Genomic DNA, 23906 nt, shown 5'->3' with positions numbered 1-23906 from the left:
CAGAAAGCCCAAGCTCAAGCATGATCCGGAAAAGTGCGAAGCGGTTTTCCGGAAAGATCATGCGTCAACAACAACCTAAAGCGCGATGACGATTGATCCCAATCTCATCGCGCTTTAGGCCGGGGCTTTCCACGCCAGATCCGCAAGCGGGATGAAGCTCAGTACCTGGCGACGACAGGTCCGCCGAACTTGTAGTTCACGCCGACACGCACGATGTCCGACTTGATGTCTACCGAATGGGTGTAGACATTGCTCGGGAATGCGACGGCGAAGGAAGCAAGGTTCGTGCTGGTCGTGCTGGCGCGGCCGAGATCGACATGGAGATATTCGGCCTTGAGCGACCAGCCGCCGCCGAACGCATATTCAGTGCCGACGCCCGCGGTCCAGCCGACGCGCGTATCGCGGATCGCCGCAGATTCCGTTGCGGCCGCGAACGTGTCCGTGAAGTTGAAATTGCCCTTCACCTCGGCAATGGCCGCACCGCCCGTGGCGTAGAGCAGCCAGGTCGGGGCGGCGAGGAAGCCGATGCGGCCGCGGATGGTCGCGAGCCAGTCGGCCGAGACGGACGACGACACCGTAAAGCCGGTCGGTGCGCAGCAGGGATAGAGCGCCGATCCGGTCACGCTGCCCTTGAAGCCGAGATAGTTGATGTCGCCTTCGAGGCCGAGCACGGCGTGGTTGACCTGCCAGTTGTAGCCCGCGGTGAAGCCGCCGGTCACGCTGGAGCTGTTGAGGCTCTGGGCGCCGACGGTGTTGATGGCGGGGACGCTGCTGGTCGCGAAATAGCCGGTCGGCGAATACACGGTCGAGGTGGTCGGATCGGCGCTGCCCCACTGCCCGCCGACGTTGGCGCCGACATAGAAGCCGGTCCAGTCATAGGCCGGGGCCATCACCGGCGCCTTGGTGTAGCGCGCCGCGAGGTCGGCGGCCTGCACGGAGGCGGTGCCGAGCACAAGCGATGCGACCGCCAGCAAAAACTTCTTCATTCCAGTCTCCTTGCCCACGCGACAAAATTCGCGTTTCGAATGCGCGCGGGCGGAAGGCATCCGGCGCAGGTCGGGCATAGGCCGCGAGCCCCGTAACGTCTTGGGCTGCGGCGAAGTTCATAGGGACTGTGACGTAGTGTGCGCTCCGTCTCGTGCAAACGGATGACAGGTGTGGCCCACATGCCACTTATCTCGCCTCACCAGCGTCGCGCAACGCAGGCCCGCGTCGCACGACGACAAGGCCGCGCCAACGCGATTCGAATTTGCTCGACCTCAGACCGAACGCGTCAACCCGCCGTCGACGCGGATGTTCTGGCCGGTGATGTAGGCCGCGCCGTCGGACGCCAGGAACGAGATCGTCGCCGCGATCTCCTCGACCTTGCCGTAGCGCTGCATCGGTACGCTGTCGCGGCGCGCATCCGTCTGCGGCAGGCTGTCGATCCAGCCCGGCAGCACGTTGTTCATGCGGATGTTGTCGGCGGCGTGCGTGTCCGTGAAGATCTTGGTGAAGGCGGCTAGGCCGGCACGAAACACCGCCGAGGTCGGAAACATCGCGCTCGGCTCGAACGCCCAGGCGGTCGAGATGTTGATGATGGCCCCGCCCTTCTGCGCCTGCATCACCGGCGTCACCAGCCGGGTCGGACGGATCACGTTGAGCAGATAGGTGTCGAGGCCGGTGTGCCACTGCTCGTCGGTGATCTCCGTGATCGGCGCGCGGGGCCCGTGGCCCGCACTGTTGACGAGCACGTCGATGCGTCCCCATTTGGCAAGCGCGCCGTCGACGAGGCGCTTCAGGTCGTCGTTCGACTTGTTCGAGCCGGTGACACCGAGGCCGCCGAGCTCGGTCGCCAGCGCCTCGCCCTTGCCGGAGGACGACAGGATCGCGACGCGGAAGCCGTCCGCCGCCAGCCGGCGCGCAGCCCCCGCCCCCATGCCGCTGCCGCCCGCGGTGACGAGTGCAACCTTCTCTGCTGCCATGTCCGTTCATCCCTTGAGTTGAGGCGAGCCGCAGGCTCGGCCTATCATGGGGCCTTCTACCGCCAGACCTGTCGGCTGGTCCACCGCCCGAAGGCATCCGTCATGAGCGATTTGCAGATCCGCAACCTGCGCCCGGAGGAAATCTCGCTCGCCATCGACTGGGCCGCGGCCGAAGGCTGGAATCCGGGCTTGGCCGATGCCGCCTGCTTCGCGGTTCCCGACGCGCAAGGCTTCCTCGTCGGCGAGATCGACGGCGAGCCGGTCGCGACCGTCTCCTGCGTCAATTACGATGACCGCTTCGCCTTCCTCGGCTTCTACATCGTGCGCGCCGACCTCCGCGGCGCGGGCCACGGCCTGCGCATCTGGAACGCGGCGATTGCGCATGCGGGCGCTCGCGTGATCGGGCTCGACGGCGTCGTCGCGCAGCAGGACAACTACAAAAAATCCGGCTTCCGGCTTGCCTACGCCAATATCCGCTACGGCGGCACGGTTGCCGCGCTACCGGCGCCTGCTGATGTCATCGCGCTAGACAAAGTCCCGTTCGCACTTGTCGAAGCCGACGATGCAACGGTCTTCCCGGCCGCACGCGCGGCCTTCCTGCGCGCGTGGATCAACACACGAGGTCACGTCGGCCGTGCACTGATGCGCGACGGCAGGCTCGCCGCATGGGGCGTGATCCGCCCGTGCCGGACGGGCTGCAAGATCGGCCCACTCGTCGCCGACGATCGCACGGCGGCGGAAACGATCATGCAGGCGTTGCTGGCAAGCGCTGGCGGCGGCGAAATCTTCCTCGATGTCCCCGCCGTCAATCGCGAGGCGATCGCGCTCGCGGAAGCACTCGGCCTCAAGCCGGTGTTCGAGACGGCGCGGATGTACACAGGACCGATCCCGCCGCTGCGGATCGACCGCGTCTTCGGCGTGACCAGCTTTGAACTCGGCTAGCTCTACTCAGTAGCAGCGCATGATGTTGACGGTGTGCTCGCCGCCGCCGCGGCCGGGCACCGTCACCTGCTCGGTCGGGCAGCTCGGCACATAGGGCCGGTCGGACGGCACCACGTTGGGCGGGAAGCGATGCGCCCAGTCCCAGGGAACGTCATAGGTGTAGGTGTAGCGCACGTCGTTCGAGAGCGGCTGTCCGGCATCGCCGAAGGGCTGGCTGTAGGTCGCACCGTCGTAGAAGAACCCGCCTCCGCCCGGCCAGTAGACGAAGGGATTGTTGCGACGATGGAATCGCGCCCCTGGCGCCATAGGCGGACGCGCAGCAGTCGGTGGCACGGCAGCACCGGCCATACCATGCGGCGCGGCCCCGCCAGGTCTGGCAAAACTGTCGCTGGGGCTAAGGAACAGCGCGGCTGCGCTGAGCGAGGCAAATAGCGCCGCAAGGGATCTGCCATGTGATCTGGACATCATGATACGCACCAACTCGTTTGGCTTCGCGATAGCTCCCCGCTGCACGCTAGGCCGGGCCGTCGGTCCGCCGCAAACGTATTATTAATTATTGGTTAAGGCACGGGATTAACGGGGAACCCGGTGTGGCAAGACGCCCCCCTTGGATGGCCGGTTTCGACCGCTTCGTTCCCCGGAATCCCATTCATAACGAGTTGATCGGAGTTGATCGCTCCCGCCGGATGCGTCCGGAACGCCACCTTGCCGCGGTTGTTGGCCCGGACAAGAAAGCAAGGAGCATCTCAATGCAGAACAAGTCGAAACTCCTCTGCCTGATCACGGCATCGCTCGTCGCCGGCACGACAGCCGCATCGGCGCAGGGCTACGACTGGAACGGGCCGCGGGCCGGCTGGGACCGCACCGCCCCCGCTTATGAACCCGTCCAGCCGCGCGCCTACTATCCGGACCCCATCGGGCCGTATGGCCCGCTCAATGGCAGCAGCCATCCGGCGCCGAGCTCGACCCAGGGCGATGTCGGCCCTGACGGCAACAACAACGGCACGCTGACCGGCCATTACCGCTGGTAGCCTCACCTGCAACGAGGCCCGTCGCCCTTGCGGGGCGGCGGGCCTTTTCTGTGTCAATGCTCCTGCAGCTGCTTGCGCAGCCACTCGAGCATATCAGGCGAAGCTCCGGTGCCCTGGGTCACGATGGCGGTGTTGCCACCGCTGCGGCGATAGACCGTGGTGCGCCCGGGCTCCTTCTCGATCCTGACCTCGGCCTGCGCCGGATCGCCGCTTTGCGTGATGACCGAAGTCCCGTTCTCGTCCTGCACCACCGTGGTGTGACCGTCGGCAGCACCGGCCGGCGCCGCTGCGATCACGCTCATGAGTCCTATTCCGGATGCGAGTAGGAGCAATCTCATGTCACGCCTCCATCATCGGCCGAACTGGAAGATCGCCAGCCAGTTGAAACGTCCGAACTGCCTTACCGCTCCCGTGTTCATGTCGCCGATCTGAAGCAGGAGCGCATTGGTGGAGTTGCCGATCTGGGTGATGTCTGCGGTGTTGCTGAGGCCGGACTGACCGACCGCCGCGTTGGTGGTGCCGCCCATCTGGATCACATTGGCATAGTTGCGCACCCCGTTCTGGATGATGGTCGCATCCACCGTTCCCGTTCCGCCGATCTGGATCACCCGGGCAATGTTGATCCGGCTGTTCTCCTCGATCATGACAGGCTGTACGTCGTTGCCGAATTGCACGATCGTCTCGATGCTGACGTTCCGGTTCGTCATGCTGCGGTGGACGGATGCGGCCGACGCCTGCGTCGCCGCGCCGATCGTGGCGAGCAACGCTGCCAGCACCAAGAGCTGCTTGCCATACCTCATCGTCTTCTCCCTTTGGCATGCCCAACGCCAATGAACCGGCTGCCGTCCTACGGGCTATGTTGAACAACCGTGGACGAGTTGATCATGCCAAACTGGGCGATAGCACCGGCATTCATGGCACCGAGCTGCGACAGCACACTGCTCGCCGACTGACCGGCCTGGCCGACAAACGCAAGGTTGTTTGAGCCCGTCTGCCCAACCAACGACGTCGTCGTTCCACCGAATTGCAGGATTCCGGTAGCGTTGTTGGTGCCGTTCTGGGTGACGGTCGCACTGGTGCTGCCGCCGATCATGAACACGCCCGCCATGTTGAGCTGGCTGTTCTGATTCAATACCACCGGAGGGCCGCCGACCGACACGATGGTCTTGATATCAGCGGTCTGCGCACCGGCCGATCCGATGCCTGCGCAATACAGCGTGAGAAATGCGCCAAAAGCGACGCCTGAAAAACGTCTCATGACCTGCCTCGCTTACCAAATTGGATCCGCAATCAAGGAGCCTGCTGCAAAATCGTAGATGAGTTCAGAATTCCGAGCTGAGCCAATGCAGCCGAGTTGCTCGCGCCGATCTGCCCGATCAGGCTCGTATTGGAACCGCCGACCTGGCCGCCGACCGCCGTATTCGACGCAGTCGCCGTGGTGCCGCCCTGCCCGATCGTCAATGAGTTGAGGGAGGCAAGCCCGCCCATCTGCACGGCCGTCGCTTGGTTGGTCGCTCCGAATTGCAGGACCGTCGCGGTATTGTTGGTCGCACCGCTCTGGCTGGTCGTGGACGTATTGGTCGCGCCGAACTGCAACACGCTCACCGAGTTGGCGGCCTGGGCATCGACAGCGCTCAGCGCGCTCAGCATGACGACTGTCGTGACGAGAAATTTGATGCGCATGTGATTTCCTCCGCAAGGTATCAACGATCTGCCGCCCCTTCAGGCGACCTGATCGCGGTCATTTCGAACATGGCCGTCGAGTATCGCCCGGACGCGCCGCTCGATGGACGCGCCCGGGCCGACACGGGGCTGACTTAGTGCTGAACGACGGTGCTCGAGTTCGCACCGAAGATGATGGAAAGCTGTCCGACCGCTGCGCTGTTGCTCGGCGGACCGCCGATCGACTGCTGCGTGATCGAGCTCGTGTTGTTGAAGAGGGCGATCTGGCCGGTGGTGGCAGTGTTGGAGGCGCCGACCTGGGTTACCGAGCTGCCGTTGTTGAGGGACGGAGTGGTCGTGCCCTGCATCGTGCTGGCGTTGTTCAGGATACCGAACTGGGCAGTGGTCGAGGAGTCATTCACGGTACCCTGCTGGTTCACCGAAGATCCGTTCACGACGCCAATCTGCAGAACGGTCGAGGTGTTGGCGGCCTGCGCCGCGGAGGACAGGGCGAGCACGGCAACGGAAGCAAAAAACAATTTACGCATGGAGTATTCCTTTCGGGCCAAGTTGTTTGACTGGGTTGGGATGCCGGTCCTGAAATGCGACTGACATCGTGGGAATACTCTGAACCGATCATGTGCCGCGCGACAGACTGCAGTTCATGCTAGTCGATACGGACTAGACGTTGCGCGGTTTCCTGCTCGAAAGCCGCACGATGCGCGGCTACCCCGCACCGGCGCGCGGCGCCCCCGCCTCGCGTCCCATGCTGTCGATCAGCCGCACCACCTCGACCGGCGACCGCAGCTCGAGCTTTCGCATCATCCGGGCGCGATGGACCTTCGCCGTCACCTCGCTCACGCCAAGCCTTGCCGCGATCTGCTTGGCGACGAGCCCCTCGGCCATCAGCATCATGATCTCGCGCTCGCGGCTCGTCAGCGTCTCGACCCGCTGCCGGGCATCGCGAACGGCGTCCTCGCGCTCCATCCGCCTGCGGTCGCGCTCGATGCCGTGCCTGATCGCATCGAGGAGCTCCTGCTCGCGAAAGGGCTTCGGCAGAAACTCGACCGCGCCGCGCTTCATCGCCTCGACCGAGACACGGACGTCGGAATAGCCGCTGATGAAGACGATCGGAATCGACACGCCCGTCTCGATAAGCCGGCGCTGCAGATCGAGACCGGTCGGCGAAGTCCCGGGAAAGCGAACGTCGAGCACGAGGCACGAGGGTCCGCCGGAAAAACTCTCGGCGAGAAACTCGTTGGTCGACGCGAACAACCTCACCCGGTGCCCGGTCTCCTCGCAGAGACTTCCAATCGCATTTCGAATCTGGACTTCGTCATCAACGACATAAACAGTGGCTTGGCCTGAATTCATTGCAACAAACTCCCCAACTTGGGCTCGATGGGCGAGCAACGAGCCCTCCAATCTTCTTGCAAACTAACAAAGTGCTCGAATGAATCTGCGAGGATCGAACGATCGGAGTCCGTCCACCGGTTCGACGTCTTAGGGCCAATGCTCGCTGGAGGCGAGTGAAGGCGTTCACAAATCGGGCCTCGTGATTGCAGGGATCTGGCCGCGCCACAGACGGCATCACGGCGAGGCGCGCTATCGCGAATGTGGCAATCCGGTATCTTGGCCGCAGCGTCGCCAACTGCGTCATGGCATTGCTACCCATGTGCCGCTGAACGCCGGCGACCAGCAGCGTCAGCCGGATCATACGGGACGTTCAGTCAGCTTATCGAGTTCGATACCGCGCGCATCGTATCGATACGACGGGTATGCACTTCCGGCAAATCACGAATCGTCGCACCCGCGGACTTTACTTCTGGATCATGCTGCGCACCCGACCGTCGCCCCGGCGAGAACGACATACTGACGTTCGATACTACGTTAGATGCTTTACAACCATAGCGAGCTTTCCATTTTTTCCCGATTCCCCGAAGCCATTTCAATCAGGCGGGTTTTGATATGCGATTTGTGCCAGCAATTGCCTTGCTCGGAACTGCATGCGGCCTTGCTGCGATCTACACCGCAGGGCCGACCGTCATCGCCGGCGCCGCCGGGAGCGCGGCAGACAAGGCAGCTCACGCCTATGACCAGACCAGGCGGTTGCTCGCGCCCGGCGGACGCGAGCCATCGACCTTCGGGTCGGACGCGCCGGTGCTCCGATATGCCGCGATCCAGCGCGGCAGCATCGAGCAGACCGTCACTGTCACCGGCGCCCTGCAGCCGGTCAAGACGATCGAAGTGGGTTCCCAGCTGTCCGGGCAGCTCGCCCGCGTCTATGTCGACTTCAACGACACCGTCGCCAAGGACCAGCCGCTGGCGCTGATCGATCCGCGCAGCTTCGCTGCCAAGGTCGACGAGGCCAGGGCTTCGCTCGCGGTCGCCAATTCCCTCGTCGACATCGCGCGCGCCAAGCTCGATCGCGCCAGGATCGATCTGCAGAACGCCAAAGGCAGCCGCGACTTGCTCGCCGCCAAGCTCGAGAGCGCCCAGGCGGTCAAGACCTCGGCGCAGAAGACCCTGCAGCGCAAGCTGGCGCTGCAGTCGCAAAACGTGGTCGCAACGACGACGGTCGACGACGCCCAGACCGAGTTCACGGCGCGTCTCGCCCAGGAGCGCGAGGCGGAGGTCATGATGTCTCTCAACGCCTACTCGGTGGATGGCGCGCAGGCCGATGTCCGCCGCATCGAAGCCGAGCTGCAGCAGGCCCGCATGGCGGTACCGGAGAAGGCGGCCGTTCTCGCCGCGGCCCAGGCCGATCTCGACCGCACCGTGATCCGTTCCCCGATCGATGGCGTCGTCGTCGGCAGGTTCGTCAACGAGGGCCAGACGCTCGCGGTCGGTCTGGAGTCGCGCACCACCTTCGTCGTCGCCCACCGCCTCGAAGACATGGAGATTCACGCCCAGGTCGATGAAGCCGATATCGGGCGCATCGCTCCCGGCCAACGCGCTCATTTTACGGTCGATGCCTACCCCGACCGCCGCTTCGAGGCCGTGGTGCGGCAGGTGCGCAAGGCGCCGCAGACCCAGCAGCACGTCGTGACCTACACCGTCGTGCTGTCGACCTCCAATCTCGATGGCGCACTGCTGCCCGGCATGACCGCGCTCGTGAAGATCGTGATCGAGCGGCAGGACGACGTGCTGAAAGTGCCGCTCGCAGCGCTGCGTTTCCAGCCGTCCGGCACGCGGCCGGACTCAGGCAGCGCGCACAGCGGCGTATGGGTGCGGACCGCCAACGGCGCGCTCCAGCACATCGCTGTGACGGTCGGCGCGGCCGGCACCGAACAGGTCGCGCTCAAGAGCGGCGATCTCGTCGAGGGCAGTCAGGTCGCCGTCGGTCAGGCGATCCGGCCGGCGGGCATGGAGTTTCTCGGAATCAGGTTCGGATCATGACCGCCCTGCCCCTCATCAGCCTCCGCTCCGTGTCCAGGACCTATCGCACAGACGGAATAGCAGTGACCGCGGTGCGCAACGTCAGCTTCGACATCGCGCCGGGCGAGATCGTCGCCGTGATGGGGCCGTCGGGCTCGGGCAAGTCGACGTTGATGAACATGATCGGGCTGCTCGACCTGCCCAGCGAGGGCGCGGTCCATTTGGAGGGCGCCAATGTCGCCGCGCTCTCGGAAGACCGCCGCTCGTCGCTGCGTGCCCGCAGCATCGGCTTCGTGTTCCAGTCGTACAACCTGCTGGCGCGCCACAATGCGGTCGAGAACGTCGCGCTGCCGCTGGTCTATTGCGGCGTCAGCCGCAAGGAACGTCTGGCCAGAGCCGAGCAGAGCCTTCAGGCCGTCGGCATGCTGCACCGGGCCCATCACTTTCCGCGGCAGCTCTCCGGCGGCGAGCAGCAGCGCGTCGCGATCGCGCGCGCGCTGATCGCCTCCCCGCTGATCGTGCTCGCCGACGAGCCGACCGGCGCGCTCGACAGCCGGACCGGCGCCGAGATCCTGGCGTTGTTCGCAGCCCTGAACCGGACCGGCCAGACCATCGTGATGATCACGCACGATCCCGGCATCGCGACGCAATGCCGCCGCACGATCCGCCTGCATGACGGCGAGCTCGTCAGCGACGAGACGGTGGCGGAGCTGCTGCCGAGACGGAGCGCTGCGTCATGACGATGCTCCAGGGATTTCAGATCGCTTTGCACGCCCTGCGGCTCAACCCGCTGCGCAGCTTCCTCACCATGCTCGGCATCGTGATCGGCGTCGCCTCCATCGTGACGGTGTTCGCGATCGGCTCCGGCGCACAGCTCCGCCTGCAGGAACAGATCCGCTCGATCGGCGCCAATGTGCTGATGATCACGCCGGGCGCGGTCTATCAGGGCGGCGTGCGCCTCAAGGACGGCAGCAAGCTGACGATGACCGAGGGCGACGTGCAGGCCATCCTCGAGCAAATTCCGGAAATCCAGGCAGCCGCCGGCTCGCTTGCCGGGACGGCGCAGGTCATCCACGAGGGCAAGAACTGGAACACCACCATCAACGGCACCACCACCGGTCACTTCATGGTACGCGACTGGCAGCTCGCCTCCGGGCGCTATTTTTCCGGCGCGGAGGAGTCGGGCGCCGGCAAGGTCGTGATCCTCGGCAGCACCGTCGCGCGCGAGTTGTTCGCCCCCGGCGACGATCCCATCGGCGCGCAGATCCGGATCATGAAGGTGCCGCTCGAAGTGGTCGGCGTGCTCGATCGCAAGGGCCCGGCGCAGGACGACGTCGCCTTCGTGCCGCTCAGCACGGCCAAGCTCCGCTTCCTCGGCAGCGCGAGCAACATCAACCGGGATTCGGTCGCCTACATCATCGCCAAGGTGGCCGCGGACGGTCAGATGGCGGGCGCGCGGGCGGAGATCGAAAGCCTGCTGCGGCAGCGGCACCGCATCCCTGCCGGCCAGGAGGACGACTTCAAGGTCCAGGATCCGGCCGCCGCCATGGAAGCGCAGCAGGGCGCGATCCGCACCGTGGCGCTTCTGCTCGTCGCCATCGCCTCGGTCTCGCTGCTCGTCGGCGGCATCAGCATCATGAACGTGATGATCGTGTCCGTCACCGAGCGCACGCGGGAGATCGGAATCCGCCGCGCGCTCGGCGGGCGGATGCGGGACATCCGCCTGCAGTTTCTCTGCGAAGCCCTCGTGCTCTGCCTGCTCGGCGGCGCCATCGGCGTCGCTGGCGGCATCACGCTCTCGATGACGGTCGCCCGCATGGCCGGATGGGTCACCTCGATCGACGGCGAGGCGATCGGCCTTGCCCTCGCCTTCTCGATCGCGACCGGCCTGATCTTCGGGTTTTACCCCGCCCACAAGGCGTCCAGGCTCAGCCCGATCGAGGCGCTGAAGACGGAGTGAGACGATGCCGGGGGCGGCCATAGCAACGAGAGGACCAGGGAGGAGCCAGTCATGAGTCCGGATCCGAAGGATTCGATCACGCCGACACCGCGCGAGCGTGAGCTGATGATGTTGATCGCGCGGGGGCTGCAGAACAAGAACATCGCCTACGAGCTGAAGATCTCGGAGAACACGGTGCGGGCGCATATCGGCAACATCATGCGCAAATACCGCCTGCAGAACCGGACCCAGATCGCGATCATCTATGCGCTGAAGACAGCCCCGCTTTCGCTGCGGCGCGATCTCACCAGGAACGGGGCAGGTCCGCCAACGGTCAAGCCGGCACAGGCGCTGGCGCAGAACCCGCGGATCCCGACCGCGCCGGAATAGCCACAACGCCTTGTGCAGCCCGCCGGGCAAAACACCCAAGCCCGGGGTCAAGGCAGCGGCATCGAAATAATTCTCTTTATTCGAATTCGGTTTTTTGTTAGATATTTCTCACTCCGGCCCAAGGAAGAGGGGCGTATCGCGATCGTCACGAACGCGGGCCGGGCGGCGGTGGACGCAAGTTACATCGGCGCGAAGGCCTTCGCAGGGCGGAGACGTGAGCGAAGGCATCGCGCACACGACCGATGTGATCAGCGTACGGCAAAATCGTGTGGTCCTGGCGCCCGGGGTCTGTGCGCCAAGTCTTGCGGTGATGTTGCGGCCCGACCGGGTCCGCGCATCAGTCATCTGCACGGCGACGGGGGCAATAGTGCATCGCTCCCCGGGGAGATCACGACATAAGCCGTAAAACCACTGCGCAGGGAAGGCCGGATGTTTGGCTTCACCTGTATGCCGCTGTGCAAATTCTTTGTTGCCACCTTTCGCACAGTGGACCGTGGGTGCCCGGCCGGCACCCGGTCTTCCCTGCGCCCTCTTTCAATTGAGGGTGAGACGACGAGGCAATGCTCGGGCGAAATGAGCCGCGAGAATGCGAAGCTGTGCCTGCGAGGGAGACGCGAATTGCAGAGCGATGCCGTCACTCCACACTCCGTCATTGCGAGGAGCCCTTGCGACGAAGCAATCCAGACTGCCTCCGCGGAAAGAGCCTGGATTGCTTCGCTGCGCTCGCAATGACGGTGTGGAAGCAGTTGCGCCCAAAAACGTCGGTCTCATGCCCCGAACGCAGCGGAGCGTCACTGCGTGCCGCACCGCGTCCGGGACACGAGAGTCATCCCCCTCCCCAGCCCTCTTGCCCCACAAACAGGCCTTGTAACAAAACTGTCATACAGCAAAACTAAACGATTACCGGGGGCCGCGGTCGGCGGCCATGCCGCCTCACCGCCAGGAGATTTCCATGCGCCGTTCACTGCTGTTGCTGTCCGCCGGACTGACAGTGCTGTCCACCGGACTTGCTTCCGCCCAGAACAATACCCCCCGCAACCTGATCCTGTTCATTCCGGACGGTCTGCGCGCGCTGAAAGTCACGCCCGAGACGGCACCGGCGATGGCCGAGGTCCGCGACAAGGGCGTCAACTTCAAGAATCCGCATTCGCTGTTCCCGACCTTCACCATGGCCAACGGCTCGGCGATGTCGACCGGCCATTATCTCGGCGACACCGGCGTGTTCTCGAACACGATCTGGACCAACTACACCTCGGTCCCGGCCGGCGACACCGTGGTCCCCTTCATCGAGAACGACGCCGTGCTCGGCGACATCGACGAGCATTTCAAGGGCGACTATCTCAACGAAGAGACGATCCTGAAGATGGCCCGCGACAAGGGCCTCAGCACCGCGGCGATCGGCAAGGTCGGCCCGACCTACCAGTTCGACCACACCGACAAGCCTGAAAAGGCGGGCCTGCACTCGGTCGTGTTCGACGATTCCACCGGAGGCAAGAACGGCGTTGCGCTGTCGGACGAGGTGAAGGCGGCGCTGACCAAGGCGGGCCTCCCCCTTGCCACGCCGCCGCGCGGCGACAACTCCAAGGCGGGCGATGCCAAGACGCCCGGCACCATTGTCGCCAACGTCGCGCAGCAGGCCTATTTCGCCGACGTCGCCGCCAAGGTGGTGCTGCCGATGTTCAAGGCGCGCAACAAGCCGTTCGTGCTGGTGTTCTGGTCGCGCGATCCCGACGGCAGCCAGCACAATACCGGCGACAGCCTCAACCAGATCCTGCCCGGCATCAACGGACCGACCTCGATGGCCGGCATCAAGAACGCCGACACCAACCTCGCCCAGCTGCGCAAGGCGCTCGACGAGCTTGGCCTTGCCGCCTCGACCAACATCATCGTCTCGGCCGACCACGGCTTCTCGACCATCTCCAAGGAAAGCAAGACCAGCCCCTCGGCCAAGGTCAGCTATGACGACACCCCGAAGGACTTCCTGCCGATGGGCTTCCTGGCGCTCGACCTCGCCAAGGCGCTCGACCTGCCGCTATTCGACCCCAACGACAAGAACGCGAAGATCGAGGGCAACAAGCATCCCAAGGCCGGCAACGGCGTGCTCGGCAAGGATCCGGAGAAGCCCGACCTCGTCGTCGCCACCAATGGCGGCTCGGACCTGATCTATCTGCCGAGCAAGGACAAGAAGCTGGCGGCGAAAACCATCAAGGCGCTGCTCGAGCAGGACTACGTTTCCGGCCTGTTCGTCGAGGACTCGCTCGGCCGTTTCCCCGGCACGCTGCCGCTGTCGAGCATCAATCTGCGCGGCAAGTCGGCGACGCCGACGCCCTCGATCGTCGTCAACTTCCGCTCCTATGCCAGCGATTGCGGCGAGGCGCCGACCAACTGCTCGGTGCAGGTCGCCGACACCGTGCTGCGCCAGGGCCAGGGCATGCATGGCAGCTTCAGCCGCGGCGACACCATGAACTTCATGGCCGCCATCGGCCCGGACTTCAAAGCCGGCTTCGTCGACGAGCTGCCGGTCAGCAATGCCGACGTCGGCATGACCGCGGCGCGGCTGATGGACCTGCGCGGCGCGCAGAACGGCGGCCTGGTCGGCCGCGTGATGTCGGAAGCCCTGCCCAACGGCATCGTGCCGAAGGCGTACAAGGCGGTTGAGAAGTCGAAGATGTCCGAGAACGGCCTTCAGACCGTGCTCAATGTCCAGCGCGTCGGCAGCCAGCGCTATTTCGACGCCGCCGGCTTCCTCGGCCGTACGTTGGGCCTCGAGCTTGAGGCCGGCAAACAAAAAACGGCGGGGAAATAATCCCGCCGCTTTCGCTCGCGCCTCGCAAGGGGCGCGAGAATATCTCCGTTGCTACATGCCGATGTCGAACACGTTCGGCAACTGGCCCGCCAGGGGCAGCGCGGTGGTGCCGAGGAACGTCGCCACCATCGCCATCAGGCGACGGTTGTTGTGGCGCTTGCCGCGCATCTGGCCGGCGATCCACTCCAGCATTTCGCTGTTGACCTTCGAAGCGTAGGACGGCGCCCAGCTCTCGATCTCGGTGTCGGCCGACAGCGCGACGCTGCGCGGCGGCACCTTCAGGCCCGAGGCGCTGGCGGCATAATGGGCAACGGCCTTGGCGAGCAGGTCGTCGAAGCGGCCGCCGTCGGTACGCTCGGTCGCGGCCTCGTTGATCTCGAACAGGACTTCGGCCTCGGTGCGGCTGACCGGCTGGTCGTTGACGGCGGTCGCGGTCAGGATACGGGCGCACCAGGCGGTGTCATCGGCATCGAGCGAGCGGGAAAAGTGGACCCGGCCCTTGGTGGTCGGGCCTTCGCCCGTAATCACGCCGTCGCGTACGATGGAGAGTGCGTGGGCCGCGGTATCGCGGCAGGACGGTTCGAGGGACGGCGACTCGACAGACTTAGGCGCAGCGGCAGACATAGTTCACTTCCAGATTTCTTCTGATCGGCCAGCATTTTCATGCCGGCGTAAAGGGGTGGTTAATGATTCGATACGGGGATCGCGACTTTTCTCAATGGTTGCCGATTAGTCGCTACGAGGACCATTTCGGTTCCGGAGAGCGTCGGGCGAGCGTGATGCGGCTCATAAAAGGCTTTATCGCGGCAATCGAGACCGGTGGAGATGTTTCGCCGCAGGTGCCGCTGTAACAGAAAAGTGCTAGGAGATCGGCTCTTCAGAGAAGAAATTCACATTTTACTTCAAGCGGTTCAGTCAGCGTTCACTTAAGCCCGGCAAGCCCCTATACTGACGGCGACGGCCAGAGACACATTCTCAAGCAAATTCAATGAGATGAGGTAGAACCATGACACTTCCGATCGGCACCACCGCCCCTGACTTCGAAGCCGAAACCACCGAAGGGAAGATCAAGTTCCACGACTGGATCGGCAACAGCTGGGCCCTCCTGTTTTCGCATCCCAAGGACTTCACGCCGGTTTGTACGACCGAACTCGGCGTGCTCGCCAAGCTGAAGCCGGAATTCGACAAGCGCGGCGTCAAGCTGATCGGCCTCTCGGTCGATCCGATCGATCGCCACGCCAAATGGGCCGAGGATATCAAGGAGACGCAAGGCGCTGCTCCCAACTATCCGCTGATCGGCGACACCGACTTCAACGTCTCGAAACTTTACGAGATGCTGCCGGCCTCGACCTCGGGCGATCCCCTCACCCGCACCCCCGCTGACAACCAGACCGTCCGCAACGTCTTCATCATCGGGCCGGACAAGAAGATCAAGCTGGTGCTGGTTTATCCGATGACCACGGGCCGGAACTTCCAGGAGATCCTGCGCGTCATCGACTCGCTCCAGCTTACCGCCAAGCACCGCGTCGCCACCCCGGCCGACTGGACGCAGGGCGAGGACGTCATCATCGCGGGCTCGGTCTCCAACGACGAGGCCAAGACGATCTACCCGCAGGGCTGGAAGGAGCCGAAGCCCTACATCCGCATCGTGCCGCAGCCGAAATGACTTTTGGCGGTTGCGGATAGCAACCGCAAAAAGTCATCCCGGGGCGATGCGTCAGCATCGAACCCGGGATCTCGAGATCCCCCGGTGCGCAATTGCGCACCTGAGGGGACCATCCCGGGATGACTGCGTCGAATTACGCCGCGTGCACGCGGTCCAGAAAGCCGTCGACCTCGGCCTTCAGCTGCAGGCTCTCGCCCGACAGCGCCTGGGCGGAGGCGAACATCCGGCTCGATGTCTCGCCGGTCTCGCTTGCGCCCTTGGCGGCGTGACGGACATTGACCGCGACATCGGCGGTGCCCGACGCCGCAGCGCGTACGCTGGCCGCGATGTTGTGGGTCGCGCTCCTCTGCTGCTCGACCGCAGCCGAGATCGAGCCCGCGATGTTGCTGATGCGCTCGATGGTCTGGCCGATCCCCTTGACGGCAGCAACCGACTCCTCGGTCGCAAGCTGCATGCTGGCGATCTGGTTCGAGATCTCCTCGGTCGCTTTTGCGGTCTGGCCGGCAAGCGTCTTGACCTCCTGAGCCACGACAGCGAAGCCGCGGCCGGCATCACCGGCGCGCGCGGCCTCGATGGTGGCATTCAGCGCCAGGAGGTTGGTCTGCTCCGCGATGGAGGTGATCAGCTTGACCACGTCGCCGATGCGCGAGCCCGCCTCGGAGAGCTGCGCGATACGCTGGTCGGTCGCCTCGGCCTGCCGCACCGCCTCGGCGGAGATCTCGTTCGATTCCTGCACGCGCCGGGTGATCTCGGAGATCGACTGGGACAGCTCGTCGGAAGCTGAGGCCGCCGAGCGGACGTGCTCGGAGGCGTCCTCGGAGGCCCCGGCCGATCGCGCCGAGAGATCGGCGGTGGAGCGCGCGGTGTCGGTGAGTTGCCGCGCGGCCCGTTCGAACTCGCCGGATGAGCTCAGCACCTTGTCCAGGATGCCGCCGACGCTGCCGCGGAACTCTTCGACGAAGTTGCGCAGCTCCGCCTTGCGCTGCTCGGCCGCGGCAGCCGTCGCCGCCGTCTGCTCGCTGCGCAGGCGCGCCCGCTCCAGCGAATTGCTCCTGAAGACCGCGACCGTGCGGGCGATCTCGCCGATCTCGTCGGCGCGGTCCTCGCAATCGATCTCGACGTCGCTCTGGCCGTTGGCGAGCGCCGTGAGCGAGCGCGTGACCGAGGTGAGCGGCCGGGTGACGCGGCGGACGATCAGCAGCGTGAGGACCAGGACCAGCAGCGCGGCAAGTCCGGCGGCGGCGGCCATGCTCGATATCGCCTGGGTCAGCATGTTCTCGAACTGGGCCATCGGGATGCCGACATACAGGATGCCGGCAACCTTGCCGGCCGCGTCGACGATCGGAAAATAGGCGGTCATGAACGACTTGCCGAACAGGACGGCCGGGCCCTTATAGGCCTCGCCACGGCGCAAGCCCGCCTGCGCCGGATGATCGGCGGCAAGCTGGGTGCCGACGGCGCGGTCGCCATTTTCCTTTTTTACATTGGTCGAGCGTCGCACGAACTGCCCGCTCGCATCGTCGAACACGAACAGGGTCGCATTGCCGCCGACATAGGACACCGCGCGATCGACGATCGCATGATCCCTAAAGTCGGGCATCCTGGGGACCTCGGCGCGCACGACCGCTCCATCCCTCACCGTGATCTTCACGTCCGGAGCCGTCTCGGCAAAGGCCAGCGCCAGCGTGCGCAAATTGACCTCGATGTCGCGCAGCGCGCGATCATTGAAGGCGGACGTGAGCGACCAGTAGCCGGCGCCTACCACCAGCGCCGTGTTGACGGCGATCAGCAGCACGGCTGACAGGACAGCCTTGGTGCCGAGCTTGAACTGCGGCAGGAACTTCGCCGTTGAAAGGTTGGACATGGATGGAATGACCCCCGTAATTCCTGCATGATAGTGCACCCCGGCTTACGGCGGCATTAACGACGGTTCACAGCGCGGAACCCGGCATCCTTTCCAAATCGTAAACGAGGACCTCGGCGATCCCGCCAAGGCCCCTGCCCGCGCCAAAGGAGCCGCGCACCGGTTCGAAGATCGCGAGCGACAGGCTGGACAGCTGGGCGCTCGAGCCGACCAGGCCCGACTGGGCCGGCGGCCTGCGCGAGAGCCGGACCCCGGGCGAGACTTCCGCCCGCGCGCCTGCGCAACTTCCTCAAGCACACCGCACGCGTCTACGTCGGCGAGCTCAGCCCGCGCCAACGCGAGCGCGCGCTCGCTGCCTACGCAAATATCCGCAAAGGTTGAGCGTTGCTTTGACACAATTATGAAACCCGCTATCGTCATCGGTCCATACAAACCGTGGGGGACGATATGGACGACGACAAGCCGATCACCGAACAGGCGATGGAGACGGTCACCACCGCCGTGGAAGCGACCAAGGACGCCGCTGTCACCGCCGTCAAGAAGGTGAAGAAGGCCGCCAAGAAGGTCGCGAAGAAAGTAGCGCCCAAGAAGGCAAAGAAGGCCAAGAAATCTTCGAAGAAGGCTGCAAAGAAGTCGGCGAAGAAAGCCGCCAAGAAGACCGCGAAGAAAGCGGTGAAGAAATCCGCGAAGAAGGCCACCAAGAAGAAAAAGAAGGCCAAGAAGTCCAAGCGCTGATCGTCGCGCGAAAAGCACGTCTCCGGGTGCGGGCGCGCCCGGAGACGGCTCCCGCGATACCCTACCCTCGCTTCTTGTCGGCGCGCCGGCCCGGGTGATGCTTGCCTTTCGGATCGCGGAATTCGCTGCGATGGCCGCGCCGGTCCTCGCTGTTGAAGCGCCGCCGCTTCTCCGGCGAGCCGAACGCCTTGATCACCTTCCTGCCGTTGACCTTCTTGATGACGTAGCCGCCCTCGGTCATCGAGAACGGCTCATCGAGCGTTCCCTTGTGGTCGAACTTGGTGCCACGGGGATGCTGGAACGGCTCGAACCAGGACGGATAGACGAAGTTCGACATCTCGAAACGGCCGACGCGGAAGGAGTCCTCCTCCACGGCGTCGCAGACCTCATAGGCATATTGCGTGTTCGGGTTCTTGTCGGCCCAGAGATTGGCCATGGGATCGAGCACCATCTCGAACAGCTCATGCGAGGCCGCCACGCTGAGGGGCTCGTCGCCCAGCGCCTTGACGAAAATTTTCGAGATCGGCTGGCCGCGATGTGTCAGCTCGTGGCGCCCGAGCATGTTCTTGTGCGAGGCGTCGTCGAAATAGACCAGCTGCCAGTCTGTCGCCTTCGGCTTCCGGGTGACGTACAGGTCGACCGGATAGCCCCACACCGGCAGGAAGTGCTTGTCGTAGCATTTTTGCAGTGCCGCGGTGAGCTCGGCCATTTTGCGGCCGCTGATCATCTCCTCCGCGTAGTTGATGCAGGCAATCCGGACCGGCTTCAGGGACCGGCCAAGCAGCGCGCGTCTGGCCTTCTTCATGGAAATCACCGCGTGAAGGGAAGCTGAAATGTGCTCAGCCTAGCACGGACGCGGCCCGCACGTCAGGGATGTATTCCGCCGCACCGCTCCACCCGCCTAGAACCGCCGGTTGACCACGAACACCGCGGCCGCACACGTCGCCATGCCGGCGATCGCCAGCGCATCGAGTTTTTCGCCGAACAGCAGATAGGCCATCAGCGCGGTCACGGCGGGCACAAGGTAGAACAGGCTCGCCACCGACGTCGCCGCGGCGTGGCGGATCAGCCAATACAGCAGCCCGATCGATCCGATCGAGAGCGCTACCGCGAGCCAGGCCAGCGCAAGCACGAACTCCCGCGTCCAGTGCACCACGCGGTCCTCAAACAGGAAGGCGCCGATCGCGAAGAAGATGGTGACGGCCACGTATTGCACGAGATTGCCGGCGCGCCAGTCGATGTGATTGCAATAGCGGCGCTGATAGAGCGTGCCGAGCGTGATGGAGATCAGCGAGACCACCGAGGCGAGCCAGCCGAGCCCGGCTTCGCCGGTCATGGAGCGATTGTGCAGGATCATCACCACGCCACCGAGACCGAGCACGAGGCCGCCCCATTGCACCGGCGTCACCTTCTCGCCGAGCCAGCGGTTGGCGATGGTCGAGGTCAGGATCGGTTGAAGGCCCGGAATCAGCGCGGAGAGCCCGGCCGGGATCGAATGGGCAATCGCGATCGCGGTGCCGCCGAGATAAAAGCCGTGGACGAGGATGCCGGCGACCGCACTGTGCACAATGCCAATCCGGTCGGGCCATTTCGGTCGGGCAATCGCGACGATGATCGCCATCAGGCCGACCACGATCGCCATGCGGATGGCGAGATAGGTCAAGGGATCGGCGTTGTTGACGACGTATTTGGTACCGATGAATCCGGTGCTCCAGAGCAGGACGAACAGGATCGGTGCGGCGCGGGCGGTCAGGGGTTCTTGATTATGGTTCATTGCCGCCCTCATTTGCCCCATGGGGGCCTATGCGGCAATGCGAATTTCAGGCACGGCGATGCTGCGCTGCGACGGACGTCGACTCAGCTCAGCCGCTCACCATTCTTCCGGACAGGGATCGATGATCTTCCAGAGCTCGACACCGTTCTTGATCTTCTTCATGTCGGTGGTGAGCCCGCCATTGCGGCGGATCCAGTCCTTCACCGTGTCGGGGTAGTAGGACATCAGGTCGGACGTCCCTTCCGTGCTGGTGACCTTGATGCCGAAGGTAAAGGCCTTGTCGTAATAGGCCTGGTGGAAGCCGAGGCTGGCGCGCGGCGTCACACAGATCTTGTTCATCGGCACCATGCCGAGCACCAGTGTGCAGGCCGAGTTGCAGATGCCGTCGATGATGACGCGCTCGCCCTTTTCGCGGACGCGCTTGTACTTGGCCTTGTACTCCTCGACATAGCCGCCATGGTCGCGAGTGATGTGCAGATCGGCCCGCGCCGGCGTCGTGGCGGCGAAGCAGAGCAACAGCAGGCTCAGAAGCGAGATGCGCATGACGAGGTAACGGTGAAACCTTGCGGGGACGGGCCGGCCTCAAAGAGCACCCCAGGCGACCGGCAGGAATCTCTAACCGAATTCTTCTTGGTCATACTTGTGTGGGGAATTCGTTAAGCATCCCGAAAAGGCCAAAAATGGGCAGACTTCGACCGCACTTCCGGCAATTCTGTCACACCCACCCGGGAATCGGTGGGATTAGCCCCTGATTCCGGCCGCCGGACGGGTGCCCTCGCGGCCCGAAATGGCTATAACGGCTGAGCTATTTGCGCGGGTTCCGGAGAATCGAGATGAACAAGTTGAAGCTTGTAGCCGCAGTTGCTGCCCTGTCAGCCGCAATCCTGGCCCCTGGCCTTGCGGAAGCAAATGGACATCACCGGTATCACCGCTCCTACGCCAACCCGCTGTCCTACCCGATCAGCTATCTGCACAATTACGGTCCGGGCATCACCCCCGGCACTTTCGCCTATTACGATGGCCCGGCGACCAACCACTGCTACCAGAGCGCGGCCGCCTATATCGGCCAGGACCGCCGCCGGCACCCCTGCTACTAAGGGGCGCCAACGCGTCCGCTGCGGGCGTCCTTATTTCGCGGCGCCCGACCGCAGCAACTGCTTCTCGATCTCATAGATCGGCAGCTTGACGAGGTCCTTGCTGACCTCGCCCTGAAGCGCCTTGCGCACGACGTCGGAATAGTCGGCGCGGATCATGCCGAGCGCACGCGGCGAGGCCACCATGGTCAGGGCCGAAGTCTCGCCCGAACTGACGGCGGCGTCGAGCCGGCCAGCGAGGCTGCGCAGGAAGGCGCGCTCGGCCTCATCGTGCCAATCGGTCTGCTCGACCGAACTGCGTGCACCGCCTACCGCACCGTGCAGCCGGCCCGGCGCATCGCTTCCTTGCGCGCTGGTCGAGGGATTGGGCTGCTCGTGCACCTCCCTGGTGTGGAGGTTCGGAAACATCTCGTCGCCGAGGTTTTCCAGAATGAGCGCCTTGCGCCCGTCGCAGACGACCAGCCAGTCACCCTTGTCAATTCTCATCTTGTCCATTGCACAGCTCCAATCAAACCGCGGGCCCCGGACCGATGCAGACGACCGTCCGGCCGCCCTTCGAATTTCGCGAAGGGCTGCCCACGACGACAAGACTAGGGAGGAAGGCGCGACGGCGAATTGCGCAGGATCAAGGACGGTGCGATGTCCGCGACGCAAGCGCCGCATGGCCACGGCAGCAAAGCTGAGCTAGTCTGGCAGCGTCAGGTCAGGCCCGCGGCGGAGTGGCTGAAGATTCGTTCATCAGCATTACATTTCGGTTCCGCCACAATTTGATCAGAACAACTTCGATATCCTGTATTGCGTAAGCGGAGGAAGACATCATGAATCTCAAGATTGGCCTCGTCGTCGCGTCTATGTTCGGTGCCCTTGCGGCATCGCCGGCGGCGTCCGCCATGCCCATTGCGCCTGCACCTGCTGTCCCGCAGATCTCCGACGTCGAGCAGGTCCGCATGGTCTGCGACGCCTGGGGGCGCTGCTGGTGGCGTCCGAACTATTATGGGTATTACGGCCCGCGGCCGTATTACGGGCCCCGATATTATGGGTATGGGCCCCGTGTCTACGGACCACGCTATGGATACTACGGCTACCGCCGCTGGTGATCAGAAGGGGGCCCTTGGGGCCCCTTCGCTTTTGCGAGATCACCCGTTTGGTCCGGCTGGAGCAATTCTAAAACTGATCTAGATCAAAGAGAAAATTCGTCGCGCCGTCATTCTAGGATAATGGCCGATTTGATTGTCTTTCGATGCCCTCAGACGGGCATGAACGTGCAGACGCATCTGGAAAAGCAGCAGCAGAGACCGGAGGGACAAAGCTTCGAGTCCTTCGCCTGTCCCGCTTGCACACGCCTCCATTTCATCGACCTCGTCACCGGCCAGCCGATGAGCCGAGAACGTTGATGGTGGCAATGATTCCGCGGACTTCATGGCATGATGTCCGCAATACTACGGCCCGGAATCCGGTTTACTGAAGCGGGATGTTTCGCCATTGATGGCAATGTACTGACGTTCATTTCATTGTCACATTGCAACAACCGGCCAGACGCATGTTCGATGCCCTCGTCCCGTCCTCCGCGCTTCAACTGATCGGCTTTGCCGATGTCGATGCCTTCAGGCCGATCGAGTCGATGGAGGATGCGAGAAGCATTCCGCTCGACGTTGCGAACTTCGCGGCCGCCCGGGCCGTCGTCTCCCTGCCGGCGTGCCGCATCATCGTGATGCGGTCCTTCGCGCGCATCCTCGACACCGCCTATCGCATGCCGGGCGGGATGATGATCCTGTCGATGACCGACGACCTTCAGGTCAACTCCAAGGGAATGGATCTCGACGCCCGCTTCTTCGTTGCGCTCCGCGGCAACGATGAATGCCATTTCGTCGAACCCCAGACCAATCATCACGCGATGATCATCTTCTCGCCCGGTCTGAAAGACCGGGGCTGGTTCGATCATGCCGACGATTTGCGGGCTTATGTCGCCAACCGGCCTGCCCTGCTCCATACGCGCCAGCTCGTGCTCGACATCCTGCGAACCGCGTCGGTGCAGCCGCTCCTGTTCGAGACCACCGAGGCCGCCGCCCATCTCCAGGAAGGGTTGCTGCTCGCGCTCGACGATCTGTTTCGGATCGGTGCGGGCCCGGACCGGAGTACCTCGGTCCAGGGCGGGCGGTCGACCAAACTGGTGCAGCGGATCGATGATTACGTCGCAGCCTATCCGACCGCTCCGATCTATACGGCCGATCTCGCCGGTGAGTTCGGTGTCTCGATCCGGACGCTCAGCGGGGCAGTCAGCAAGGTGCGTGGCATGAGCCTGCACCAGTACATTCGGCTGAAGCGACTGTGGGCGACCCGTGCCCGGCTCCTGAAGGGCGGCGGTGCCACCGTCTCCATCTGCGCGCGTGCCCAGGGCTTCCACCACATGGGCGAGTTCGCCGCGGCTTATCGTGCTACCTTCCACGAGACCCCTTCGGACACGCTGGCGCGCGGCCGGCAGAATGGCGGTAACACCGGCGGGGGTTGGCGCGCTCGGAAGGATTCGAACCTCCGACCCTCGGAATCGAAATCCGATGCTCTATCCAGCTGAGCTACGAGCGCCCCGGCCCGGGGACTGGGCCGTAACCACGAAGCGCCGGACCGTGGCTGGCGAGCCTGCGCACCGGGCGGCGTTCGGAC

General features: G+C 64.1%; 27 protein-coding genes, 1 tRNA gene and 1 pseudogene. 12 read left to right on the top strand and 17 right to left on the bottom strand.

Annotated elements, in window-relative coordinates:
* Positions 1–158 precede the first annotated feature (158 nt).
* Both GGD63_RS21320 and GGD63_RS21315 read right to left on the bottom strand, forming a co-directional pair.
* On the bottom strand, positions 159–986 hold the full coding sequence (locus GGD63_RS21320; RefSeq protein WP_183245121.1) for an outer membrane protein: 828 nt from the start codon (positions 984–986) through the stop codon (positions 159–161).
* 273 nt (positions 987–1259) lie between these two features.
* Positions 1260–1964 carry an SDR family oxidoreductase gene (locus GGD63_RS21315; protein WP_183245120.1) on the bottom strand — a complete coding sequence of 235 codons (705 nt, stop codon included), beginning with the start codon at positions 1962–1964 and terminating at the stop codon, positions 1260–1262.
* Between the two features lie 102 nt (positions 1965–2066).
* On the opposite strand from GGD63_RS21315, the gene GGD63_RS21310 reads away from it, so the two are divergent.
* Positions 2067–2906, top strand: coding sequence for a GNAT family N-acetyltransferase (locus GGD63_RS21310; protein ID WP_183245119.1), 840 nt, complete (start codon positions 2067–2069; stop codon positions 2904–2906).
* 6 nt (positions 2907–2912) lie between these two features.
* Here the strand turns inward: GGD63_RS21310 and GGD63_RS21305 are convergent, their stop codons facing one another.
* Positions 2913–3374 carry a hypothetical protein gene (locus GGD63_RS21305; protein WP_183245118.1) on the bottom strand — a complete coding sequence of 154 codons (462 nt, stop codon included), beginning with the start codon at positions 3372–3374 and terminating at the stop codon, positions 2913–2915.
* Positions 3375–3655: 281 nt separating this feature from the next.
* Between GGD63_RS21305 and GGD63_RS21300 the strand changes: the two genes are divergently transcribed.
* Entirely contained in the window at positions 3656–3937 is a 282-nt protein-coding gene (locus GGD63_RS21300) for a hypothetical protein (protein ID WP_183245117.1), read from the top strand.
* A 53-nt stretch (positions 3938–3990) separates the two neighbouring features.
* Here GGD63_RS21300 and GGD63_RS21295 read toward each other — a convergent pair whose 3' ends face one another.
* The 6 genes from GGD63_RS21295 to GGD63_RS21270 all read right to left on the bottom strand — a co-directional run bounded on the left by GGD63_RS21295 (position 3991) and on the right by GGD63_RS21270 (position 6973).
* Complete coding sequence (locus tag GGD63_RS21295) at positions 3991–4239, bottom strand: hypothetical protein (protein ID WP_409334084.1); 249 nt, start codon at positions 4237–4239, stop codon at positions 3991–3993.
* A 48-nt stretch (positions 4240–4287) separates the two neighbouring features.
* A complete protein-coding gene (locus tag GGD63_RS21290) occupies positions 4288–4737 on the bottom strand; it encodes a curlin (protein WP_183245115.1) in 450 nt (149 codons plus the stop codon).
* 47 nt (positions 4738–4784) lie between these two features.
* On the bottom strand, positions 4785–5195 hold the full coding sequence (locus tag GGD63_RS21285) for a curlin (protein ID WP_183245114.1): 411 nt from the start codon (positions 5193–5195) through the stop codon (positions 4785–4787).
* A 32-nt stretch (positions 5196–5227) separates the two neighbouring features.
* A complete protein-coding gene (locus tag GGD63_RS21280; protein WP_183245113.1) occupies positions 5228–5620 on the bottom strand; it encodes a curlin in 393 nt (130 codons plus the stop codon).
* A 134-nt stretch (positions 5621–5754) separates the two neighbouring features.
* Complete coding sequence (locus tag GGD63_RS21275; RefSeq protein WP_183245112.1) at positions 5755–6147, bottom strand: curlin subunit CsgB; 393 nt, start codon at positions 6145–6147, stop codon at positions 5755–5757.
* Positions 6148–6325: 178 nt separating this feature from the next.
* Positions 6326–6973 (bottom strand): response regulator transcription factor, encoded by a 648-nt coding sequence (locus GGD63_RS21270; protein WP_183245111.1) that lies wholly within the window; start codon positions 6971–6973, stop codon positions 6326–6328.
* Between the two features lie 594 nt (positions 6974–7567).
* Here GGD63_RS21270 and GGD63_RS21265 point away from each other — a divergent pair.
* The 5 genes from GGD63_RS21265 to GGD63_RS21245 all read left to right on the top strand — a co-directional run bounded on the left by GGD63_RS21265 (position 7568) and on the right by GGD63_RS21245 (position 14112).
* The gene (locus GGD63_RS21265; RefSeq protein ID WP_183245110.1) at positions 7568–8998 is read left to right on the top strand and encodes an efflux RND transporter periplasmic adaptor subunit; all 1431 of its coding nucleotides are present in this window, start codon (positions 7568–7570) and stop codon (positions 8996–8998) included.
* Entirely contained in the window at positions 8995–9717 is a 723-nt protein-coding gene (locus GGD63_RS21260; protein WP_183245109.1) for an ABC transporter ATP-binding protein, read from the top strand. The genes GGD63_RS21265 and GGD63_RS21260 overlap by 4 nt, the downstream gene beginning before the upstream one ends.
* Positions 9714–10937 carry an ABC transporter permease gene (locus tag GGD63_RS21255; RefSeq protein WP_183245108.1) on the top strand — a complete coding sequence of 408 codons (1224 nt, stop codon included), beginning with the start codon at positions 9714–9716 and terminating at the stop codon, positions 10935–10937. The genes GGD63_RS21260 and GGD63_RS21255 overlap by 4 nt, the downstream gene beginning before the upstream one ends.
* A 51-nt stretch (positions 10938–10988) precedes the next feature.
* Positions 10989–11306, top strand: coding sequence for a response regulator transcription factor (locus tag GGD63_RS21250; protein ID WP_183245107.1), 318 nt, complete (start codon positions 10989–10991; stop codon positions 11304–11306).
* 952 nt (positions 11307–12258) lie between these two features.
* Complete coding sequence (locus tag GGD63_RS21245) at positions 12259–14112, top strand: alkaline phosphatase family protein (protein WP_183245106.1); 1854 nt, start codon at positions 12259–12261, stop codon at positions 14110–14112.
* A gap of 51 nt (positions 14113–14163) precedes the next feature.
* On the opposite strand, the gene GGD63_RS21240 is transcribed toward GGD63_RS21245, so the two are convergent.
* Positions 14164–14736 (bottom strand): hypothetical protein, encoded by a 573-nt coding sequence (locus tag GGD63_RS21240; protein ID WP_183245105.1) that lies wholly within the window; start codon positions 14734–14736, stop codon positions 14164–14166.
* A 382-nt stretch (positions 14737–15118) separates the two neighbouring features.
* On the opposite strand from GGD63_RS21240, the gene GGD63_RS21235 reads away from it, so the two are divergent.
* Positions 15119–15778, top strand: coding sequence for a peroxiredoxin (locus tag GGD63_RS21235; RefSeq protein WP_183245104.1), 660 nt, complete (start codon positions 15119–15121; stop codon positions 15776–15778).
* Between the two features lie 133 nt (positions 15779–15911).
* On the opposite strand, the gene GGD63_RS21230 is transcribed toward GGD63_RS21235, so the two are convergent.
* The gene (locus GGD63_RS21230; RefSeq protein ID WP_183245103.1) at positions 15912–17642 is read right to left on the bottom strand and encodes a methyl-accepting chemotaxis protein; all 1731 of its coding nucleotides are present in this window, start codon (positions 17640–17642) and stop codon (positions 15912–15914) included.
* A 447-nt stretch (positions 17643–18089) separates the two neighbouring features.
* On the opposite strand from GGD63_RS21230, the gene GGD63_RS21225 reads away from it, so the two are divergent.
* Positions 18090–18377, top strand: a complete 288-nt coding sequence (locus GGD63_RS21225; protein WP_183245102.1) for a histone — start codon at positions 18090–18092, stop codon at positions 18375–18377.
* 61 nt (positions 18378–18438) lie between these two features.
* Here the strand turns inward: GGD63_RS21225 and GGD63_RS21220 are convergent, their stop codons facing one another.
* The 3 genes from GGD63_RS21220 to GGD63_RS21210 all read right to left on the bottom strand — a co-directional run bounded on the left by GGD63_RS21220 (position 18439) and on the right by GGD63_RS21210 (position 20694).
* A complete protein-coding gene (locus GGD63_RS21220) occupies positions 18439–19182 on the bottom strand; it encodes a hypothetical protein (protein WP_183245101.1) in 744 nt (247 codons plus the stop codon).
* Positions 19183–19278: 96 nt separating this feature from the next.
* Positions 19279–20151: a DMT family transporter gene (locus GGD63_RS21215; protein WP_183245100.1), complete on the bottom strand. Its 873-nt coding sequence runs from the start codon at positions 20149–20151 to the stop codon at positions 19279–19281.
* A gap of 96 nt (positions 20152–20247) precedes the next feature.
* Positions 20248–20694, bottom strand: a complete 447-nt coding sequence (locus GGD63_RS21210) for a hypothetical protein (protein ID WP_183245099.1) — start codon at positions 20692–20694, stop codon at positions 20248–20250.
* A 290-nt stretch (positions 20695–20984) separates the two neighbouring features.
* Here GGD63_RS21210 and GGD63_RS21205 point away from each other — a divergent pair, with 290 nt between their 5' ends.
* Positions 20985–21248 carry a hypothetical protein gene (locus GGD63_RS21205; RefSeq protein WP_183245098.1) on the top strand — a complete coding sequence of 88 codons (264 nt, stop codon included), beginning with the start codon at positions 20985–20987 and terminating at the stop codon, positions 21246–21248.
* 30 nt (positions 21249–21278) lie between these two features.
* Here the strand turns inward: GGD63_RS21205 and GGD63_RS21200 are convergent, their stop codons facing one another.
* Positions 21279–21740 (bottom strand): host attachment protein, encoded by a 462-nt coding sequence (locus GGD63_RS21200; protein WP_183245097.1) that lies wholly within the window; start codon positions 21738–21740, stop codon positions 21279–21281.
* 323 nt (positions 21741–22063) lie between these two features.
* On the opposite strand from GGD63_RS21200, the gene GGD63_RS21195 reads away from it, so the two are divergent.
* Positions 22064–22342 carry a hypothetical protein gene (locus tag GGD63_RS21195; protein ID WP_183245096.1) on the top strand — a complete coding sequence of 93 codons (279 nt, stop codon included), beginning with the start codon at positions 22064–22066 and terminating at the stop codon, positions 22340–22342.
* 78 nt (positions 22343–22420) lie between these two features.
* Here the strand turns inward: GGD63_RS21195 and GGD63_RS21190 are convergent, their stop codons facing one another.
* Complete coding sequence (locus GGD63_RS21190; RefSeq protein WP_183245095.1) at positions 22421–22666, bottom strand: hypothetical protein; 246 nt, start codon at positions 22664–22666, stop codon at positions 22421–22423.
* 119 nt (positions 22667–22785) lie between these two features.
* Here GGD63_RS21190 and GGD63_RS21185 point away from each other — a divergent pair.
* Positions 22786–23733 (top strand): annotated as a pseudogene (locus GGD63_RS21185) (helix-turn-helix domain-containing protein); the annotation flags it as partial.
* 18 nt (positions 23734–23751) lie between these two features.
* Here the strand turns inward: GGD63_RS21185 and GGD63_RS21180 are convergent.
* A tRNA-Arg gene (locus GGD63_RS21180) sits at positions 23752–23828 on the bottom strand.
* Between the last annotated feature and the right edge of the window lie 78 nt (positions 23829–23906).

The sequence above is a fragment of the Bradyrhizobium sp. cir1 genome (assembly GCF_014198245.1).
Lineage (GTDB): Bacteria > Pseudomonadota > Alphaproteobacteria > Rhizobiales > Xanthobacteraceae > Bradyrhizobium.
Note: the sequence above shows the minus strand (reverse complement) of the source record. Positions and strands in the feature narration are given on the sequence as shown.

Excerpts from the sequence above, each read along its gene's own strand:
- GGD63_RS21245 (WP_183245106.1), top strand. The coding sequence starts at position 12,259 with ATGCGCCGTTCACTGCTGTTGCTGTCCGCCGGACTGACAGTGCTGTCC.
- GGD63_RS21210 (WP_183245099.1), bottom strand. The coding sequence starts at position 20,694 with ATGCGCATCTCGCTTCTGAGCCTGCTGTTGCTCTGCTTCGCCGCCACG.
- GGD63_RS21320 (WP_183245121.1), bottom strand. The coding sequence starts at position 986 with ATGAAGAAGTTTTTGCTGGCGGTCGCATCGCTTGTGCTCGGCACCGCC.
- GGD63_RS21240 (WP_183245105.1), bottom strand. The coding sequence starts at position 14,736 with ATGTCTGCCGCTGCGCCTAAGTCTGTCGAGTCGCCGTCCCTCGAACCG.
- GGD63_RS21285 (WP_183245114.1), bottom strand. The coding sequence starts at position 5,195 with ATGAGACGTTTTTCAGGCGTCGCTTTTGGCGCATTTCTCACGCTGTAT.
- GGD63_RS21300 (WP_183245117.1), top strand. The coding sequence starts at position 3,656 with ATGCAGAACAAGTCGAAACTCCTCTGCCTGATCACGGCATCGCTCGTC.
- GGD63_RS21200 (WP_183245097.1), bottom strand. The coding sequence starts at position 21,740 with ATGGACAAGATGAGAATTGACAAGGGTGACTGGCTGGTCGTCTGCGAC.
- GGD63_RS21220 (WP_183245101.1), bottom strand. The coding sequence starts at position 19,182 with ATGAAGAAGGCCAGACGCGCGCTGCTTGGCCGGTCCCTGAAGCCGGTC.
- GGD63_RS21205 (WP_183245098.1), top strand. The coding sequence starts at position 20,985 with ATGAACAAGTTGAAGCTTGTAGCCGCAGTTGCTGCCCTGTCAGCCGCA.
- GGD63_RS21215 (WP_183245100.1), bottom strand. The coding sequence starts at position 20,151 with ATGAACCATAATCAAGAACCCCTGACCGCCCGCGCCGCACCGATCCTG.
- GGD63_RS21310 (WP_183245119.1), top strand. The coding sequence starts at position 2,067 with ATGAGCGATTTGCAGATCCGCAACCTGCGCCCGGAGGAAATCTCGCTC.
- GGD63_RS21255 (WP_183245108.1), top strand. The coding sequence starts at position 9,714 with ATGACGATGCTCCAGGGATTTCAGATCGCTTTGCACGCCCTGCGGCTC.
- GGD63_RS21260 (WP_183245109.1), top strand. The coding sequence starts at position 8,995 with ATGACCGCCCTGCCCCTCATCAGCCTCCGCTCCGTGTCCAGGACCTAT.
- GGD63_RS21235 (WP_183245104.1), top strand. The coding sequence starts at position 15,119 with ATGACACTTCCGATCGGCACCACCGCCCCTGACTTCGAAGCCGAAACC.
- GGD63_RS21280 (WP_183245113.1), bottom strand. The coding sequence starts at position 5,620 with ATGCGCATCAAATTTCTCGTCACGACAGTCGTCATGCTGAGCGCGCTG.
- GGD63_RS21315 (WP_183245120.1), bottom strand. The coding sequence starts at position 1,964 with ATGGCAGCAGAGAAGGTTGCACTCGTCACCGCGGGCGGCAGCGGCATG.
- GGD63_RS21295 (WP_409334084.1), bottom strand. The coding sequence starts at position 4,239 with ATGAGCGTGATCGCAGCGGCGCCGGCCGGTGCTGCCGACGGTCACACC.
- GGD63_RS21275 (WP_183245112.1), bottom strand. The coding sequence starts at position 6,147 with ATGCGTAAATTGTTTTTTGCTTCCGTTGCCGTGCTCGCCCTGTCCTCC.
- GGD63_RS21265 (WP_183245110.1), top strand. The coding sequence starts at position 7,568 with ATGCGATTTGTGCCAGCAATTGCCTTGCTCGGAACTGCATGCGGCCTT.
- GGD63_RS21195 (WP_183245096.1), top strand. The coding sequence starts at position 22,064 with ATGAATCTCAAGATTGGCCTCGTCGTCGCGTCTATGTTCGGTGCCCTT.
- GGD63_RS21190 (WP_183245095.1), bottom strand. The coding sequence starts at position 22,666 with ATGAAGTCCGCGGAATCATTGCCACCATCAACGTTCTCGGCTCATCGG.
- GGD63_RS21250 (WP_183245107.1), top strand. The coding sequence starts at position 10,989 with ATGAGTCCGGATCCGAAGGATTCGATCACGCCGACACCGCGCGAGCGT.
- GGD63_RS21225 (WP_183245102.1), top strand. The coding sequence starts at position 18,090 with ATGGACGACGACAAGCCGATCACCGAACAGGCGATGGAGACGGTCACC.
- GGD63_RS21270 (WP_183245111.1), bottom strand. The coding sequence starts at position 6,973 with ATGAATTCAGGCCAAGCCACTGTTTATGTCGTTGATGACGAAGTCCAG.
- GGD63_RS21230 (WP_183245103.1), bottom strand. The coding sequence starts at position 17,642 with ATGTCCAACCTTTCAACGGCGAAGTTCCTGCCGCAGTTCAAGCTCGGC.
- GGD63_RS21290 (WP_183245115.1), bottom strand. The coding sequence starts at position 4,737 with ATGAGGTATGGCAAGCAGCTCTTGGTGCTGGCAGCGTTGCTCGCCACG.
- GGD63_RS21305 (WP_183245118.1), bottom strand. The coding sequence starts at position 3,374 with ATGATGTCCAGATCACATGGCAGATCCCTTGCGGCGCTATTTGCCTCG.